At 43.0% G+C, this 17,780-nt stretch carries 11 protein-coding genes; 8 read left to right on the top strand and 3 right to left on the bottom strand.

The window, feature by feature from the left end:
* Window positions 1-141: 141 nt before the first annotated feature.
* On the bottom strand, window positions 142-1,494 hold the full coding sequence (locus tag MKY14_RS26320; protein WP_076126923.1) for a uracil-xanthine permease family protein: 1,353 nt from the start codon (window positions 1,492-1,494) through the stop codon (window positions 142-144).
* 38 nt (window positions 1,495-1,532) lie between these two features.
* Window positions 1,533-2,897 (bottom strand): guanine deaminase, encoded by a 1,365-nt coding sequence (gene guaD / locus MKY14_RS26315; RefSeq protein ID WP_076279934.1) that lies wholly within the window; start codon window positions 2,895-2,897, stop codon window positions 1,533-1,535.
* A 311-nt stretch (window positions 2,898-3,208) separates the two neighbouring features.
* On the opposite strand from guaD, the gene MKY14_RS26310 reads away from it, so the two are divergent.
* The 7 genes from MKY14_RS26310 (at window position 3,209) to MKY14_RS26280 (ending at window position 12,126) form a co-directional block, all read left to right on the top strand.
* Window positions 3,209-3,397 carry a hypothetical protein gene (locus MKY14_RS26310; RefSeq protein WP_036687195.1) on the top strand — a complete coding sequence of 63 codons (189 nt, stop codon included), beginning with the start codon at window positions 3,209-3,211 and terminating at the stop codon, window positions 3,395-3,397.
* Window positions 3,398-3,484: 87 nt separating this feature from the next.
* The gene (locus MKY14_RS26305) at window positions 3,485-4,207 is read left to right on the top strand and encodes a GntR family transcriptional regulator (protein WP_076126926.1); all 723 of its coding nucleotides are present in this window, start codon (window positions 3,485-3,487) and stop codon (window positions 4,205-4,207) included.
* A gap of 293 nt (window positions 4,208-4,500) precedes the next feature.
* Window positions 4,501-6,882, top strand: coding sequence for a phosphoketolase family protein (locus MKY14_RS26300; RefSeq protein ID WP_175618986.1), 2,382 nt, complete (start codon window positions 4,501-4,503; stop codon window positions 6,880-6,882).
* A 160-nt stretch (window positions 6,883-7,042) separates the two neighbouring features.
* On the top strand, window positions 7,043-9,238 hold the full coding sequence (locus MKY14_RS26295) for an ABC transporter ATP-binding protein (protein WP_076218284.1): 2,196 nt from the start codon (window positions 7,043-7,045) through the stop codon (window positions 9,236-9,238).
* Complete coding sequence (locus MKY14_RS26290; RefSeq protein WP_076126929.1) at window positions 9,231-9,764, top strand: DUF1854 domain-containing protein; 534 nt, start codon at window positions 9,231-9,233, stop codon at window positions 9,762-9,764. The genes MKY14_RS26295 and MKY14_RS26290 overlap by 8 nt, the downstream gene beginning before the upstream one ends.
* 153 nt (window positions 9,765-9,917) lie before the next feature.
* Window positions 9,918-11,240, top strand: coding sequence for an MFS transporter (locus MKY14_RS26285; protein ID WP_076126931.1), 1,323 nt, complete (start codon window positions 9,918-9,920; stop codon window positions 11,238-11,240).
* Entirely contained in the window at window positions 11,212-12,126 is a 915-nt protein-coding gene (locus MKY14_RS26280) for a polysaccharide deacetylase family protein (RefSeq protein WP_340977707.1), read from the top strand. The genes MKY14_RS26285 and MKY14_RS26280 overlap by 29 nt, the downstream gene beginning before the upstream one ends.
* Before the next feature lie 36 nt (window positions 12,127-12,162).
* On the opposite strand, the gene MKY14_RS26275 is transcribed toward MKY14_RS26280, so the two are convergent.
* On the bottom strand, window positions 12,163-12,600 hold the full coding sequence (locus MKY14_RS26275; RefSeq protein ID WP_076126935.1) for a hypothetical protein: 438 nt from the start codon (window positions 12,598-12,600) through the stop codon (window positions 12,163-12,165).
* Window positions 12,601-13,416: 816 nt separating this feature from the next.
* Here MKY14_RS26275 and MKY14_RS26270 point away from each other — a divergent pair.
* Entirely contained in the window at window positions 13,417-17,724 is a 4,308-nt protein-coding gene (locus MKY14_RS26270; RefSeq protein WP_340977706.1) for a bifunctional 2',3'-cyclic-nucleotide 2'-phosphodiesterase/3'-nucleotidase, read from the top strand.
* Window positions 17,725-17,780 lie beyond the last annotated feature (56 nt).

The raw sequence follows: 17,780 nt of genomic DNA, 5'->3' as shown, positions 1-17,780 counted from the left end.
AGTAAAAAATAATCATGTCCTTAAACAAAAGACACCTCGATGGGTGTCTTTTGTTTAAGGAATTCCAGAAGGTAGCATACAAAGCTCGGCTTATTCGCGGGGATAAAAAAGGATCAATAAGAGGCTGCTCCTTTTTATGTTCTATTTTCCACTAGGTAATAATTTATTCAATAAGATTGCTGCCAATGAAGCAGCTAGGATAGGTGAGCCTAATAAATACTGTACGAATGTAGGCAAAGAGTTCAAGTAGTCACCAGGAATGAGTACCAAAGCCAAGGTGATGATCATTGGTAAGGCAATAATGTACATTTCTTTTTCGCCGATGGTTACATTTTTCATTACTTGCACACCATTAATTGCGATGATGCCGCAGATGATGGCGAAGACGCCGCCGATTACAGCGGATGGAATGGAAGAGATCAAAGCGGCGAGTTTACCGGAACAACCAAAGAGGACAAACCATCCTCCTACAGCGAGAAAAACCCGGCGGCTGGCAACACCTGTAATGGAGATGATCCCTGCATTAGTTGAATAACCTGTAACAGGAGTCGAACCGAGCACAGAAGCAATAAGACAGCCAATTCCTTCTCCAATTACGCCGCGGTTAATATTTTTGTCTGTCAAAGGTTTATTGATTACATTGCTGACCGCAAACCAGGTGCCTGTTGTTTCAGCCAGCAGCACGATATAAATAATAACCATGGTGATAATAGCTGAAAAATTGAAGGAAAAGCCGAAATCAACAAAAGCGATTCGCGGCATGCTAAACCACTTGGCACTACTTATCGCTGAGAAATCTAAAACGCCCATAATATTAGCCGAAATACATCCAACTACTAACGCCATCATTACGGAAAGAATTCGGAAGACAGATCCTTTATTACGGAACAAAGTACCGAGAACCACAAAAATAAGCAGTGTAGCACCTGAAATAAGGGCTAATAATACATTTTGATTAATTGAAGCCCCGGAGGCTCCGTAGATATTATCTCTGATCGCAACAGGCAATAAAGATAGACCTACAATGAAAATGATTGTGCCACCTACGATAGGCGGGATAAAGTTTTTAACGATTTTATTAAAAATCCCCGCATAACCCAAAATAATAACCAGGATGGCCCCGATTAAGCTGGCACCTAACACGGAGCTCCAACCGAGCTCCCCGCCACCACTAGCTGCATAAATACTGACGATCGCACCCAGTGGAACATAAGAAGGACCTTGAGCGATAGGCAGCTTCATACAGAAATAGGTTTGCACAATCGTTGCAAGTCCTGCGGCAATAAAGGTGGATTGGATTAACGCGCTGGACTGATTGGGCTGTAAGCCGATTAACATCGCAATAAGGAATGGCACTACATAGACATCCATAGCCAATACATGTTGAAAGCCGAGAATGACGGATTTACTAAATGAAACTTTTTCATCGGGTAGGACAGTTAGTAGCTGTGATTCCAAATGTGCTTGCTCTTGTACGTTTACTTGTGTTTTCACTCCGATGCCCACCTTAAGTTTTCTAGTTTAATTAATCTTTAACGCGAATGAACTTTTTCACCCTGTACCCAGACTTCACGGATATTTTCAGGTCTAGCCAGATACATTATCTTTTGAAAAATATCTTGCAAATCTTCATTCTCATCAAAGACGGGCAATTTCGCCGAGGGTACTTTCGTATCGATTATTTGAACATCCCATGCATAACCTTCTAGTAACCGGCCGATAGGTAAGCTTAAGCTTTCTCCGCCGCCAGCGGTAGCAAGATAAAAGGATTCATGGATCGTAATTCGTGATCCCGGTACTCCGCGGTTTTGTGCAGAAAGTGAGGGATTCACACCATCCTCCAGCATTCTTGAAGACATTACGGCTTGTCTAATGTTATCGAAGAGACTAGGTGAAAAACCTCCGGAAATATCAGAGCCTAAACCAATCTCAACGCCTTTGGCATGGAAGTCAGCGATCGGAATGACACTATTGGCAAAATACGCATTGGATATCGGACAATGCGCAATAGCTGTTCCTGTCTCTGCAAACAAATTCACATCATTTTCATCTAAAAAATTACAATGAGCCATGACAGATTTATCACTGAGCAGACCAAAATCATGCAAGGCAAAAGCATCGTTCTTTTGGAATCGTTCTTGCACATAACCGTGCGCCCAATCACTTTCACTACAGTGCGATTGCACATACGTATCATATTTAGCGGCAAGTTCTCCCAAGCCTTGTAAAGCCTCATTAGTGCAGCTTGGAATGAACCTTGGTGTCACTACTGGATAAACGCCTTGTTTAGTAGATTTAGCGAGTTCTTGTACAGCTAGTATAAATTCTTCCGTATCCACTAGTGCGGTGTGGGTGTCGGAGTCGCGGTAATTCTCAGGATTTCCCTGCGGATCGTCCATAACCACTTTTCCAACGAGTCCACGTTGTCCTTTTTCCGCACATATTTTAGCCAATAATAGACTGGCCTCTTTATGCACCGTTGCAAAATAAAGTGCTGTAGTGGTTCCGTTTGCGAGCAAAGTACCAACCACGTCATCGTAGACTTTTTTTGCAAAAGCCAGGTCCGAAAATTTAGACTCCAGTGGGAAGGTATAAGTATTTAGCCAATCATAGAGCGGGATATCTAATGCAGTTCCAGATTGAGCCCATTGTGGCGCGTGGACATGCAGATCGATAAAGCCGGGCAAAAAATACTGGCCCTCGGCTAATACATGAAAATTGTCCTGACCTTGATAAGCATCAAGCAAGGGTTGATAGTCGGCGTGCTCCGGTGCAACGATCATTTCTATCATCCCATCCGAATTGATACAGAAGAGATGATCCTTTAAAATTTGAATTTCTTTTGGAGATAGGCTAGAAAATGAAGTGCCTAGGAATATTTGCATATAATTTCTCATGAATTCCGCCTTAATGTTCGTCTTTTGGTGTGCATTCGTTATTATAATCCGTGAAAAAGGATAAGTCCAGACCAAAAGTCGAATAAAGGCGTAATTGACGGATAGGAGAAGCTGAGGAATTGAAAGCGAATATGACGCATAGACGTCACGTTCGCTAGGCTAGAATACAGAAAAAGATAGAGGGAAGTAAAAAATGCTGATCGGCTTCGATTTCTTTACGGTTATAGGAAATGAATGCGGTTACTATCTTGTGATATAATAGATGAAATCGATCAATAGTTTGAGAAAATTGGATTAGGAGTGTTGCCTGGATGAGAAGATACAACATTTGGCGCCCGTTGATGTTAATTATTGTTGCTGTACTTACAAAAAGCTTGGTCACTAACCTGTGCATTTTGTTTGGTATGCAGGCTGAATCAGCAAGTAGTATGGGGACGCTGGGCATGGTCATTGCCGGTTTAGTGATGTACAATCGCATGACAAATCGCCGACGTAAATAAGCTGGCCGGATAGATTATAAACGTCTGGTTATTATGTTATAGTAAAGATTGAAATAAAACTTGTATCGACCTGAAAAGGAGTACTTCATGACACAGTTTGTCTACAAACAAATTATTGATGACTTAAAAATGAAAATTTTTGCTGGGCAGTTTCCCGATATGAAATTACCGGATGAACGAACGCTTAGTGAAACTTATCAAGTGAGTCGTAGTTCTATTAAAAGTGCTCTGACTAAAATGGCAAATGCCGGCATTATTTTTAAAAAGCGTGGCTCAGGGACATTTATAAATCCTTTATACATAAAAAATGAATCTATTTTTAACTACGAAGGCTCTAATTTAGGTGTCACCGACAATTTTCAAATGAATGGGAAGAAGCCAAAGATTAAAGTTTTGAAATTTGAGGTCATTCCACCAACGGAAGAACTACAGCGGGATCTGTTTTTAGGCCCTCATGATTTTGTTTACAAAATCATTCGCTTACGTCTTTTTGATGATGAACCCTTTATGATTGAAACGGGTTATATCCCAATCAAAATCGTGCAGAATTTAAATCAGACCATTATTGAAGGATCTATCTTTAATTATTTGGAGGATTCACGAAATCTGGCGGTAACCAAATCCTTTTTATCGATATCCGCAGAACCCTCTGAGGCTACGGATCAAGAGCTGCTGCATTTGCAGGCAAATGAGCCAGTAAGCATTATGGAAGGGATTTTCTTTTTAGATAATGGCACGCCATTTGAATTCTCCCATATGCGCTTCCACTATAAATACTTAAAATTTAATACCTTTGTGTCCGTTCATTAAAAGTAAGACTGGGGAATTTTTCTCGGTCTTATTTTTTTTGTTTTGCGCAAAATAGATGAAGGATAAGGAGCAAATACCCCCGCAAACTTCAGTCCATATTTTTACATATATATTAATATTGACGTATTTTTACAGACAATTGACACTGTATTTCATACTATGTTCATATTTTCACAAAATTGGACCGTATCATTTGTTGAAAAGGTTGAATTAATTTTTCGCGGCGGTATGATGTACTTGTGGAAGAAATTACGGCAATGTAGACACAGAAAAAATTTTGGGGAGTGGAAGAAATGGTATTATCCATGGATGTTGATTACTCATCAAAAACTTATTTAGAGAAGCTTGATGCATACTGGCGCGCAACTAACTACATCTCTGTAGGTCAACTGTATTTGAAAGATAATCCGTTGTTAAGAGAACCGCTGAAAGAAGCAGACGTAAAGATTAAGCCCATTGGACACTGGGGAACTATTCCAGGCCAGAACTTTATTTATGCCCATTTGAATCGGGTCATTACTAAATATGATTTGAATATGTTCTACATCGAGGGCCCTGGTCATGGCGGTCAGGTTATGGTTTCGAACTCCTATCTCGATGGTAGCTATACTGAAATTTATCCGGAAATCACACAAGATATCCCAGGCCTGAAGAAATTGTTCAAACAATTCTCTTTCCCAGGTGGAGTTGCTTCCCATGCTGCCCCTGAAACACCTGGATCGATCCACGAAGGTGGCGAATTAGGTTATTCTCTATCCCATGGTGTAGGTGCAATTCTGGATAATCCAGATTTGATCTCCGCGGTTGTTATTGGTGATGGAGAGGCTGAAACTGGCCCATTAGCGGCTTCATGGTTCTCCAACCGGTTCATCAATCCAGTTACTGATGGTGCAGTTCTGCCGATCTTGCACTTAAATGGTTTCAAAATCAGTAACCCAACGATTCTGTCTCGTCAATCCAAAGAAGAAATTACTGCATACTTTAAAGGTATGGGTTGGGAACCGTTCTTCGTTGAAGGCGAAAATCCTGATCTAATGCATCCGGAAATGGCTAAGGTGCTTGATACCATCGTTGAAAGAATTGAAGCGATTCAAAAGAATGCACGTGACAACAATGACCTGACGCGTCCGGTTTGGCCAATGTTGGTCTTCCGTTCTCCTAAGGGCTGGACGGGTCCAAAGCAATGGGATGGTGTTCCGAATGAGAACTCTTTCCGTGCCCATCAGGTGCCGATTCCAGTGGATCAAAAAAATATGAAGCATGCTCCAGCGTTATTGGAATGGATGAACAGCTATAGACCAGAAGAATTATTTGATGACAATGGTCGTCTGAACGCTGAACTTGCTGAGATTCTGCCAACTGGCGACAGACGTATGGGAATGAACCCAGTTACTAATGCTGGCAACCAAATTAAAGATCTAAACTTACCGAATTTCCGTAAGTTCGCACTTGATAATTCCAAACCAGGTGAAGTAATAGCACAAGATATGGCCGTTCTGGGTAAATACATGAAAGATGTTATCTCTCTGAACGAAGAGAACCGCAATTTCAGAATTTTCGGACCGGATGAAACAATGTCCAACCGTCTGGGACCTGTCTTTGAAGTAACGAAACGTCAATGGTTGGATCAAGTGATTGAGCCGAATGACGAATTCCTAGCTTCTTATGGCCGTGTTATCGATTCCCAATTGTCTGAACATCAGGCAGAAGGTTTGCTTGAAGGTTACGTATTGACAGGTCGCCATGGTTTCTTTGCAAGCTATGAAGCTTTCTTGCGTGTCGTGGATTCGATGATTACTCAGCATTTCAAATGGCTGCGTAAAGCAACAGATCAAAGCTGGCGTGCGGATATTCCATCATTGAATGTGGTAGCAACTTCAACTGTATTCCAGCAAGACCACAATGGTTATACTCACCAAGATCCAGGTTTGCTAGGTCACTTGGCTGATAAAAAACCAGAATTTATCCGTGAGTATTTGCCGGCTGATGCCAACTCCTTGCTGGCTGTCTTTGACACCGTCTTAAATGACCGTCAAAAAATTAACTTGATTGTTTCTTCCAAACATCCTCGTCCACAATGGTTCAGTGCGGATGAAGCACAAGAGCTGGTGGATAAAGGACTGAAGATTATTGACTGGGCAAGCACCGATCAAGGTGGAGAGCCTGATGTTGTCTTTGCTTCTGCAGGTACAGAACCAACTATCGAAAGCTTGGCTGCCATCTCTATCCTGCATGAAAAACTGCCGAACCTTAAAATTAGATATATCAACGTGGTAGACTTGTTGAAACTGAGAAGTCAAAAATTAGATCCGCGTGGCTTATCTGACGAAGAGTTTGATCAATTTTTCACAAAAGATAAACCAGTTATCTTCGCTTTCCATGGATATGAAGGTCTGATTAAAGACTTGTTCTTTGATCGTCATAACCATAATCTGCACGTACACGGATACCGCGAGAATGGCGATATCACAACACCATTCGATATGCGCGTATTGAATCAAATGGACCGCTTTGACTTGGCGAAGGAAGCTGTTCTGAGCTTGCCTAATGCTAACGACTATAAAGCGATCGCAGATGAAATGGATGCTATCGTTAAGAAACATCACCAATTCATTCGTGAAGAGGGTATTGATTTGCCAGAAGTAGAGAACTGGGTATGGAAAGCTTTGAAATAAGCGTATAGCCGGTACCATAGGAAGTAATACAAAAAGACACCTTTAGAGGTGTCTTTTTATTTGTTTAAATAACCATACAAAACAATTATAATCATTTTTTCATCTTTACCACTGTAAATATATGTGAGTAAATAGGTGGGTAAAGAAAGGGGAGAAATGTATGACATCTATTGATAAACTTCCCAAGTCTATAGAAATACAGCTTACAGAACAACCTTTATTTCACTCTGTATCTGATTTAATGAAAGATGGGCAATTCGGTGAGCAGTGGCTTGTATTGACTGAGAAGGAGATTTCCGTTTGGGGAACGGACGGGAAACTGGTCTCAAAGCTTCTAGTCTCGAATATTACTGATGCCCGGGTAGTAGGCGGGGTAGGCGGCGGATCGTTGCTTGTGGATACCCAAGAGGGGCCTATTATACTTATACGTTATACAGCATCACTTACCTCTATATTTGGTTTTGCTTCTAAATTAATTGGCGCTGTAGCTAAAGGCGAGGAACGGCCAACCGCTTCTGAAAAAGAGTTTCCAAGAAATTGTCCAAAATGCCGCAATCCACTGCCGGAAGATTCGCAAGCTTGTCCGGTGTGCAAGAGTAACGGCAAGGTTCTATTTCGGATGCTGAGCTATGCCAAGCCTTATAAGATCCAAATGATCGCTGCGGCGATTATGTTGATTTTTACTACATTGGTAGAGCTTGTTCCACCTTTTTTGACGAAGATGATCGTTGATAATGTGTTGACAGAAAAGGATATGGGCTCAACGCTTCTATGGATTGTGATCGGGCTAGCAGCCACGTCCTTAGTAATTACTTTAATGCAGACTGTACGTGGACTTATAGGGGTATGGATTGGTTCCAAAATCATGGGTGATCTTCGTCATGATGTGTATCATTCCTTGATGAAATTATCTTTATCTTTTTTCGACCGAAGACAATCTTCGCAATTTATTGGACGGGTGAATAATGATTCAGAGGCGATGCGGCAATTTATGACTGACGGTGTAATCTGGGTCTCGGGTGAATCGCTGCGGGTAATCGCTATTTTCACTATTATGTTCAGTATGGATTGGAAGCTAACGCTGCTTGCTATGCTGCCTATGCCGCTTATGGTGGTGCTGTCGACCGTGTTATGGCCGATGATTGGCAGACGTTGGTACCAGCAGTGGAGATCTATTTTTAGATTAAACGCTTTGGTTGGCGATTCTTTGCAGGGGATTCGTGTAGTCAAAGCATTCGGTCAGGAAACAACAGAGATGTCACGTTATACAGTCGCCAATAAGGAGCTGGTTCGGCATAATATTCGGATCGAAGGCTTATGGCAGGGGATGTTTCCTGCTTTTGCGTTGGTTGCTGGTGTGGGTACGTTATTAATTTGGTTTTATGGCGGGAAAACGGTGCTACAGGGCCAATTATCCATCGGTACGCTAATCGCTTTGGTGACCTACCTTGGGATGCTTCTTGGACCTTTGCAGTGGGTGAGCCAAATGATCAACTGGGCCAGCCATGCGATTTCAGCAGCAGATCGGGTCTTTGAAATTATGGATACTCCGTCAGATGTGCCTGATACTGTGAATCCAGCAGCCATCGGCCGCGTAAACGGTGAGGTTGAGTTTAAGCGGGTTACTTATGGATACGAAAAACATCATCCTGTGCTCAAGAACGTGGATTTAAAAGTGGGTGCGGGCGAGATGATTGGTCTGGTCGGACATTCAGGTGCCGGTAAGTCGACTTTCATTAATATGATCTGTCGCTTCTATGACACAGATGAGGGAACCATTACCATCGATGGTGTGGACATCCGAAATATCAGCCAGTCAGATCTGCGTAGTCAGATCGGTGTAGTGCTGCAGGAGACGTTTCTATTCGACGGAACGATTGCTGAGAATATTGCCTATTCTAAACCGGACGCTACGGAATTAGAAATCATGCGCGCTGCAAAAATTGCCAACGCCCATGATTTTATCGTTCAATTGCCGGATGGCTATGATACAAGAGTTGGGGAACGTGGCCATAAATTGTCCGGTGGAGAGAAGCAGCGAGTGTCTATTGCCCGAGCAATAATTCACGATCCGCGAATTCTAATCCTAGATGAAGCAACAGCTTCTGTAGATACAGTGACCGAGCGACAAATTCAAGAAGCGATCTCGCGACTGGTAAAAGGCAGAACGACATTCGCGATTGCCCATCGATTATCCACGCTAAGAAATGCGAACCGTCTTGTAGTGCTTGAACGCGGGAAGATCATTGAAGTGGGTACACATGAGGAATTGCTTGCTGCAGAAGGTGCTTACTTCAAGCTAGTTGAGGCACAGAAGGAAATGTCGCAGATTAAGGGGGTTGAGATGCATGAGTGATTCGAATCTTGTTAACGGGGAATTGAATCCTAAAGATCCCTATGAGATTAACATTCTTGAACCGGGTGCAATCTCTTTTAGCCGCAGTCAAGGTGGCGTGTTTCAAGGAGTAGTGGAGGGTCAAGTCTATGAGGAATTAATTCTTTTTCGTATATTTCCATTCCAATATACCACGGAGTATATTTCAGTTCGTAACTCCAAGAGTGAGGAGATCGGAGTCATTCGTGACATTGATCAGCTCGATGAAGAAAGTCGGGTGGAAGTGGACACAGAGCTCCGGCTGCGGTATTTTCTTCCGGTTGTAACCCGCATTGATTCTATTAAGCAAAAAGCGGATATGTGGATTTGGGAGCTGCAAACGAATCTGGGCCAGACCCGGATCGTTATGCGGAACCTGCACGAGCATATGCAGTATCCAAGTCATAAACGAATCATTCTTACGGATATCAATGGAAAAAGATGCGAAATCCGTGATTATCTAGCCCTGGATGTTCAGAGCCGAAGCAAGCTGAAGGATGTTTTATAGTCTAGTTATGAAAAAGCTCCGCAGCCATTTGTTGATGGCCTGCGGGGCCTCTTTTTTTATCCGTAGTTTCTGCTAAGGAAAAATTTGATGGCGTTCTCTCTTCGGTATGGTAATATATTACAACCGGATCTTTACCATAGGGGAGGTATGTGAGTGAAGCATAAATGGATCAATTCGCCGTACACCTTTGCTTTAGGGATGTTTGCGATGATGGTTCCCAGTCAGGCATTTAGTTCATTTTACAGTTACTTTTATGTTGAAAAATTAGGATTGGGCATTGGACTTGCTACATTAGCCAGAACCATCTTTCTGATCTGGGATGCGGTAAACAATCCGTTATTCGGCTATTGGTCAGATCGCACAGATACTCGTTTGGGTCGACGCAGACCATGGGTGTTTGGCTCAATTCCGTTATTCATGCTGGCATTTGTACTGGTTTTCTCCCCTCCCGGCGGATTATCTGAAAATGGATTGTTCACTTGGTTTCTAGTCACACTTATTTTCTATGAGGCTGTCGCCACTGTGTTATGGGTGAATTATGGAGCGTTACTCCCGGAGCTCTTCCGTGGAGACCGTATTCGGGCAAAAGCCTCTGCGATTCAGCAAGGCTATCAAGTTGTAGCTTTGTTAATCGGTACTGCCTTAACCCCAATTATTTTTGCAGCTATTGGTTTCTCTAATATGGCTATAGTGTATGCCTGTCTCTTTGGAGTGTTTATGTTTTTATGTATGATGAATGTCCAAGAAAAGAAGGAGCCCACAGAGCAGGAACCCTTGAAGTTGATTCCGGCTTTTCGGGAGACCATTCGGAATAAAAAGTTTTGGGTGTTTAATATTTCGAACTCTTTTGCCCAAACGGTGAATGGACTTGTAAGCTCGATGATTCCTTTTTATGCAAAATATGTACTTCATATCTCAGAGGCTCAGGTATCGATTTTACTTGCAGCTGTTTTTGTTTCGGTCATTCCATTAGTATTCGTGTGGTACTGGATGATTCGTAAGATGGACGGGGTTAAGGCGTGGCGGTTATCACTGATCTTATATGCGTTATCGGTAATTCCGTTATGGTTTGGTTATGATCTCTTAAGTGGTGTGGCTGCTGGCGTAGTTGTCGGTTTCGGATTAGCCGGATTTCTAGTGACCCCAGCAATAGTAGGTGGCAAGATTATTGATGAGGATGCGGAAAAAACAGGTCTGAGAAGAGAAGGAATCTACACGGCTGTAAGCGGATTCATTACTCGTTCAAGCGGGTTAATCTCTGCGTTAGCTTTTTTCATTGTAGGTATGATTTTTGGCTATCAAGGCGGCGATGATCCAGGGTCCAATCCTGAAGCGACATTTAGGTATTTAATAAGTGTGGTGCCATTATGTCTGTTGGCCATAGCTGTTGTCATATCCTTCACAATGAAATTTACATTTATGGACTCTTTGAGAGGTGAGGCTGACTATGAACAAAAAATTAATCATCAATTGTGATGATTTTGGGCAAAGTCCCCCCATGAATCAGGCGATAAAACATCTGCTGGAAGAGGAAAAGGTATCCTCAGCAACGATTATGGCGGTGGCCCCTGGCTTTGAGGAGGCGGCTACATGGTGTAGTCGCAGGCAACAACGGAATGTGGGACTTCACTTGACGATGACTAGTGAATTTGAGGCTTTGCGCTGGGCGAGCCTGACGGGGGAGGCTTCTCTTCACGACGAGAGCGGACATCAATATAGGACGGTAAAAGAGTTCGAACAGGGGGCGCAGACAAAAGCCGTACTAAAGGAGATAGATGCGCAGTACGAGCGAGTGAAACAGTCGGGAATAGTGATTAGCCATGTAGACAACCACATGGGTAGTTTATACGGAATGGAAACAGGACGCAGCTTGCTTCCGCAGACGTTGTGGAAAATTTCGCGCTGGGGATTGCCCTCACGATTCTTCAGATACATCCATGCTGAGGATCCGCTTTTGGCATCGCTGAAAAATATTGAACGACCAGTTGCCCTTGGAGCAGGGCTGGCGGATACGTTTGGGGTGCCGATTCCCGACTATTTGCTATCGCATCCTTTTGGTGTAGAGGAAGGCGAGACGTATGAAAGGTTTAAAAGATCTATTATTGCTAAGCTGTATTCGCTGCCGGATGGCGTTAGTGAGACCTATATTCATCCCGGGATAGACGATCCATGGATGCAAGCAAATATTCCGCACTGGAGTAAGCGAGTTTGGGAGTATAAGTTGCCCTTTGATGATGATTTTACCTATGCCCTCAGTGATGCTAAGGTTGAATTGACCAATTATCGTTATGTACAGGAGCATCTAAAACATCCACGGTTAAGATCTGCAGGCAGATTGTTAAAGAACCTGATAAGATTATGAGCAAAAATAAAAGACACCTTGAGGGGTGTCTTTTGATTATCCCATTAATCCTTTTAGCCCGTTAAGGAAGGGGGAAATAGATTTAATCATATTGTAGCCCATCTTCATAACCGGCATAGTTTTTTGTACCATTCCAATAAAGTTGCCGATTCCCCCGAACCCGCCAAATCCGCCAAAACCACCGCCTCCAGAACTGGCAGCCCCTGCTCCTGCGGAGCCTAGAGCGCCTCCACCCATTCCGAAAAGTGAGCCGAATAAGGGCATTAATCCTGATACGTTTGCTTTCCGGGAGCGGGAAGAAGAGTGTTTTTTTGATTTTCTGTGTTTGTTTTTACGTGGTTTGGAAAGGGTCAGTCCATTCTTATCGAGGCCGGTTATCCATCCTATATACGTACGTCCATCATGTAACGTAATGCACACGGGTCTACCTTTCAGCTGTTCAGCACGTTTGCGAATCTTCGTTGTATTTGCCATTTGTGGATCACCTCATTGGTCTATTTACTTCTATATTACTCAGATATTTTTGTGTTGCTTGTGCTAGTTCATCATAAAAAAATATTTGGGTGAAAGAGCTACCACTTGTGTTGATGCCCATAATAATTCATTACACTCATATAATTTAATGTGCGATAAATAAATTATGGAGGGGTGAAAACTTGATATCAGCATGGATTGGGAGTATTACTTTTTTGGGAGCAGTGATTCTTTATATACTGCTGTCTCTGGGATTGCCTTATGGGGAATTTGCAATGGGAGGAAGGCATAGAATTATGCCTCCACAAATGAGAGTCGCGTGTGGAGTTTCAGTAGTGATACAGCTAATTGCCATCCTGTACTTATTGCAGGCAGGGAATGTGATCTCTATTGGATTACCTTTTGATAGAAGGGTATGTTATTTTTTTGCCGTCTATTTAATGCTTAATACTATAATGAACTTATTGTCGAGGAGCATGAAAGAAAAACTTGTAATGACACCCTTATCTCTAATAACTGCAATTTGTTTTGGGATTACTGCTATGAATGGGTAAAAAGTAGTGCCAGATATAGATTCGACTTTTCTAGACTTTATATAGGATTGTTTTTAGGACACATCTGGTGAAGATGTGTTCTTTTTGCATCTATTGACTCTTGACCTATAAAAACGGATTCATAAGTCTAGGTCTTTCTTCTTATGTTATTATATTTAACATTGTTTTATATTATTTTTACAATTATATGATAATTGGTTATGTTTGTGTGATATAATATCACAGAAATTATGTGAAAATGATAGGGAGGACTAATATTATTATGGGATGGAAGACACGATGGAATAAGCCGATTGCTTCTGTATTAGCAACTGCAGTGCTTTCTTTGCAGGTGTTTGGAGGTATTGGTTTGGGTGCAGCTTGGGGTACAGATAAAGCTGAAGCAGCATCCGCAGCCACAGCCAAACTCCGGCTGATGAGCACGACGGACGTGCACACCAATGTCTACGGCTGGGACTATTTTAAGAATGCGGCTTCTACAACTGTAGGACTCGATCGGACAGCTACGTTGGTTACTTATGCTAGGAGCGAATATCCTGATAATAATCTTCTGCTCGACAATGGGGACTTGATTCAAGGTACGCCATTGGGTACTTACATCGCGAATGAAAGTAATTTAGTAGAATCAGAGACTAAGCTACACCCTATGATTGCGGCTATGAATATTATGGAATATGATGTTGCGACTTTTGGTAATCATGAATTCAATTATGGGCTGGAATTCTTAAATCGGACTATTAAGGGCAGTGCTAATAACCCATTGAGTGGTGCGGACTTCCCCTATGTAAATGCCAATATATATATTGATGATAAAGATGGTAATCCAGATAATGACGTAAATGCTTTTGAACCTTATGTCATTCTTAATAAAAAAATAGTGGACAGCGATAACCAGCTCCGGGATATTAAAGTCGGTGTGCTTGGTCTTGTGACCCCGCAGATTATGGAATGGGACAAGGTTAATCTGGAAGGCAAAGTCATTGCTAAGGACATTGCTGAAACAGCAGAAAAATATGTTCCTATCATGAAGAGTGAGGGTGTCGATGTAATCGTAGCAATGGCACATACCGGCTTCGATGCAACTGCAGTTGCAGGTACTGGTGCAGAGAATGCTATCAATCTTTTAAGTAAGGTTGACGGCATTGATGCGATTACTTTCTCACACACTCACAAGGTGTTCCCAACAGTTGATAATAAATCCCTTGACACTTCTTTCAAGGATCCATTAACAGGGCAGGCGTATAATAACGCTCAATCTGTTGTTGATAATGTTTACGGCCACATTAACGGGACTCCAGCCGTGCAAGCGGGTTATGGTGGGGGTTACTTGGGCCTGATTGATCTCAAATTGGTGGAAGTAGGCGGAAAATGGGAAGTGGATAAAGATAAATCCATTGCCTCAACCCGCTCCATAGCCAATGCTATACCGGATGCTGCTGTTGATGCTGCTGTTGCAGCAGATCACCAAGCTACTATTGACTATACAGGTCAAGAGCTAGGTGTTACTACCGCTCCGATGAACAGCTATTTTGCAATGGTTCAGGACGACCCTACCGTGCAGATTGTTACCAATGCCCAGAAGTGGTATGTGGAGAAGTATATTGATACCAATCTTCCACAGTATAAAAATCTTCCGATTCTCAGTGTAGGTGCTCCTTTCAAGGCTGGGCGTAACGGTCCTTCAGAGTACACGAGTATTGAGAAAGGTCCACTGACTATTCGTAGTGCAAGTGACTTGTATTTGTATGACAACACGCTGAAAGCTATTAAAGTTAAAGGTTCTGTTGTTAAGGAATGGGTTGAAATGAGTGCGGGTGCGTTTAATACCATCAAAGAAGACATCACAGCTCCACAAAGCTTGCTGAATGGGGAGTTTGCTGTTTATAACTTCGATGTTATTGATGGCATTAAGTACACAATTGATGTAACCAAACCTGCAAAATATAGTCCTACCGGTGTGATTAACGATGCTTCATCGAGTCGTGTGAAGCAAATTACGTATAAAGGAAAAACGTTGGATCCTAACCAAGACTTTATTGTTGTAACTAACAACTACCGTGCAAGTGGCGGAGGGAATTTCCCAGGTGTGAAGGGTTCGGAGATTCTAGTCGATTCCCAAGATGAGAATCGCCAGATCCTTATGGACTACATCAAAGAAGTAGGTACAATAGATCCTTCTGCGGATGGCAACTGGTCTTTGGCTCCACTTTCGGATGACGTAAATCTCACGTTTACTTCGTCACCAGAAGCGGCGAAAGTTATGCCGGCCAACATTAAGGACACTGGTGAAAAAGATATTAAGGGATTTAGTATTTATGAATTGGCTCTACCAGCTAAGGACGTAGAAGTTCACCTTCTTGGAATTAATGATTTCCACGGTCAACTGGATACGGTGTCTGTCGTAAACAATAAGAACGTGGGAACAGCCGCTATTCTTGCGACTTATCTGAAAGAAGCACAGGCTAAATACGATAATTCTCTACTCTTCCATAACGGAGATTCCGTAGGTGCATCTGCTCCAGTATCTTCACTTGAGCGCGATGAGCCGACGATTGAGTGGATGAACTTGATGAGATTTGATGTGGGCTCCCTAGGAAACCATGAATTTGACCAAGGTGTCGATGCACTGATGACACAATTGAACGGCGGAGTGGACCCTAAGGATAGCAACGTTACCCACAAGGGTACAAACTTTGATTATGTTAATGCGAATGCAGTGGATGCCAAAACTGGCGAGCCAATTATTAATCCTTATGTAATCAAAGAAGTAGGCGGTGTGAAGATCGGCTTTATTGGTCTTGTAACGAAATCCACACCAAGTAAGGTGGCACCTTCCGGTACGGCTGGCGTGCATTTCCTCACGCCTGAAGAGGAAGTGGCGGCTGTTGAGAAATACGCTAAGGAGCTTCAATCTAAAGGTGTTGAGACGATTATCGTGCTTGCACATGATCCTGCAACAACCAAAGATGGTGTGACTACAGGTGAAGCGGCTGATCTAGCCAATGCGCTTCCTGCGGAATCCCCTGTTGATGTTATCGTTGCTGGTGATAACCATGCACTTGCAAATGGAACAGTAAACGGCAAGCTGATTGTACAAGCTTATTCTTACGGTACAGCATTTGAGGATATCAAGTTGATCATTGATCCTAAAACAGGTGATGTGAAGGACAAGTCTGCTGTGGTAACTTCCACCTTCCATGATGGGGTAACACCAGATCCGGAAAGTGTGGCACTGGTTAATGCTTACCTTGAGAAGCATCCTGAGCTCACTCAACCAGTGGGTACAACGGACGGAACTATCACTCGTACCGATGCTTACAATAATGAGGCTGCACTTGGTAATCTGATTGCTGACTCTATGCGTAATGCTGACTTCGGCGATGGTGCAAAAGCTGCCGATTTCGCCTTTATGAATCCAGGCGGTATCCGTGCGGACCTTCCGAAAGGTCCTGTAACCTTCGGCGATCTGGCTAAAATTCAGCCATTCGGCAACACGCTTGTGAAGCTGACACTAACCGGAGCGCAAATCAAAACATTGCTGCAACAGCAATGGAATGTAAAAGCTGATGGAACACCAGATATCAAAACGCTGCAAATTTCCGGACTGAAATATACAGCGAATATGTATCTGCCAGTAGCCGATCGTATTGCGAGCCTCACACTAACTGATGGAACACCAATTAATCCTACGCAGAAATATACAGCAGTAGTAAATAACTTTATGGCTGCGGGTGGAGATAACTACAAGGTTCTGACTCAAGCTAGTGATTCATTGGCTGGACCTATTGATTTGGACGTGTTCTACGACTACATTGTAAAAACGTTTAATGGCAAAGAGATTAAAGCAGCCATTGAAGGTCGTATTATTAATAAATTAAAGGCTGATTCGGGATCAGGCAGTGGCAGCGGAGGCGGTTCTACCGGTGTAACTCCAACGCCTACTCCAACCGCGAAACCAACAGCAACACCAGCACCATCAACAGCACCAACGGCAACACCTGCACCAACTACTGCGCCAGCAGCAAACTTCAAGGATCTGGGCAAGGTAGCTTGGGCGCAAGAAGCTATTGAAGCATTGGCTGCTAAGGGCATTCTGAAAGGTCTGGATGCAAATACTTTTGCGCCAACCAAAACAGTGACTAGAGCAGAGTTCGTTACGATGCTGGTACGCGCACTGAATCTTACGGGTTCAGCAACAACCAGTTCGTTCAACGATGTTAAACAAGGAGTTTGGTACACGGATTCTATCGCCCTTGCGGTGAAGGCTGGACTTGTACAAGGCTCTGGAAATGGCAAATTTGAACCGGGTCGTGAAGTGACTCGTGAAGAGATGGCCATTATGGTTGCTAACGCACTGAAAGACAAACTACAGCCGATTGATAAAAATGCAGCATTGGGTAAGTTTGCAGACAAATCCAGTATTGCTCCTTATGCACAAGAGGCTATCGCACAGCTAACTCAATTGGGAATCGTCAACGGTGTTGATGGTGGGAAATTTGCACCTAAGGGTATAGCTAATCGCGCTCAAGCAGCGGTTATCATCTATCGCATGCTTGGACAAGCATCATAATTCTATTGTTCTAACTAAAAGTGTATCGATGATCCTCTTGAGGGCATCGATACACT

The sequence above is a fragment of the Paenibacillus sp. FSL R5-0887 genome (assembly GCF_038002305.1).
Lineage (GTDB): Bacteria > Bacillota > Bacilli > Paenibacillales > Paenibacillaceae > Paenibacillus_AQ > Paenibacillus_AQ odorifer.
The sequence above is the reverse complement of the archived record's forward strand: the minus strand, read 5'-3'. Positions and strand labels throughout refer to the sequence as shown.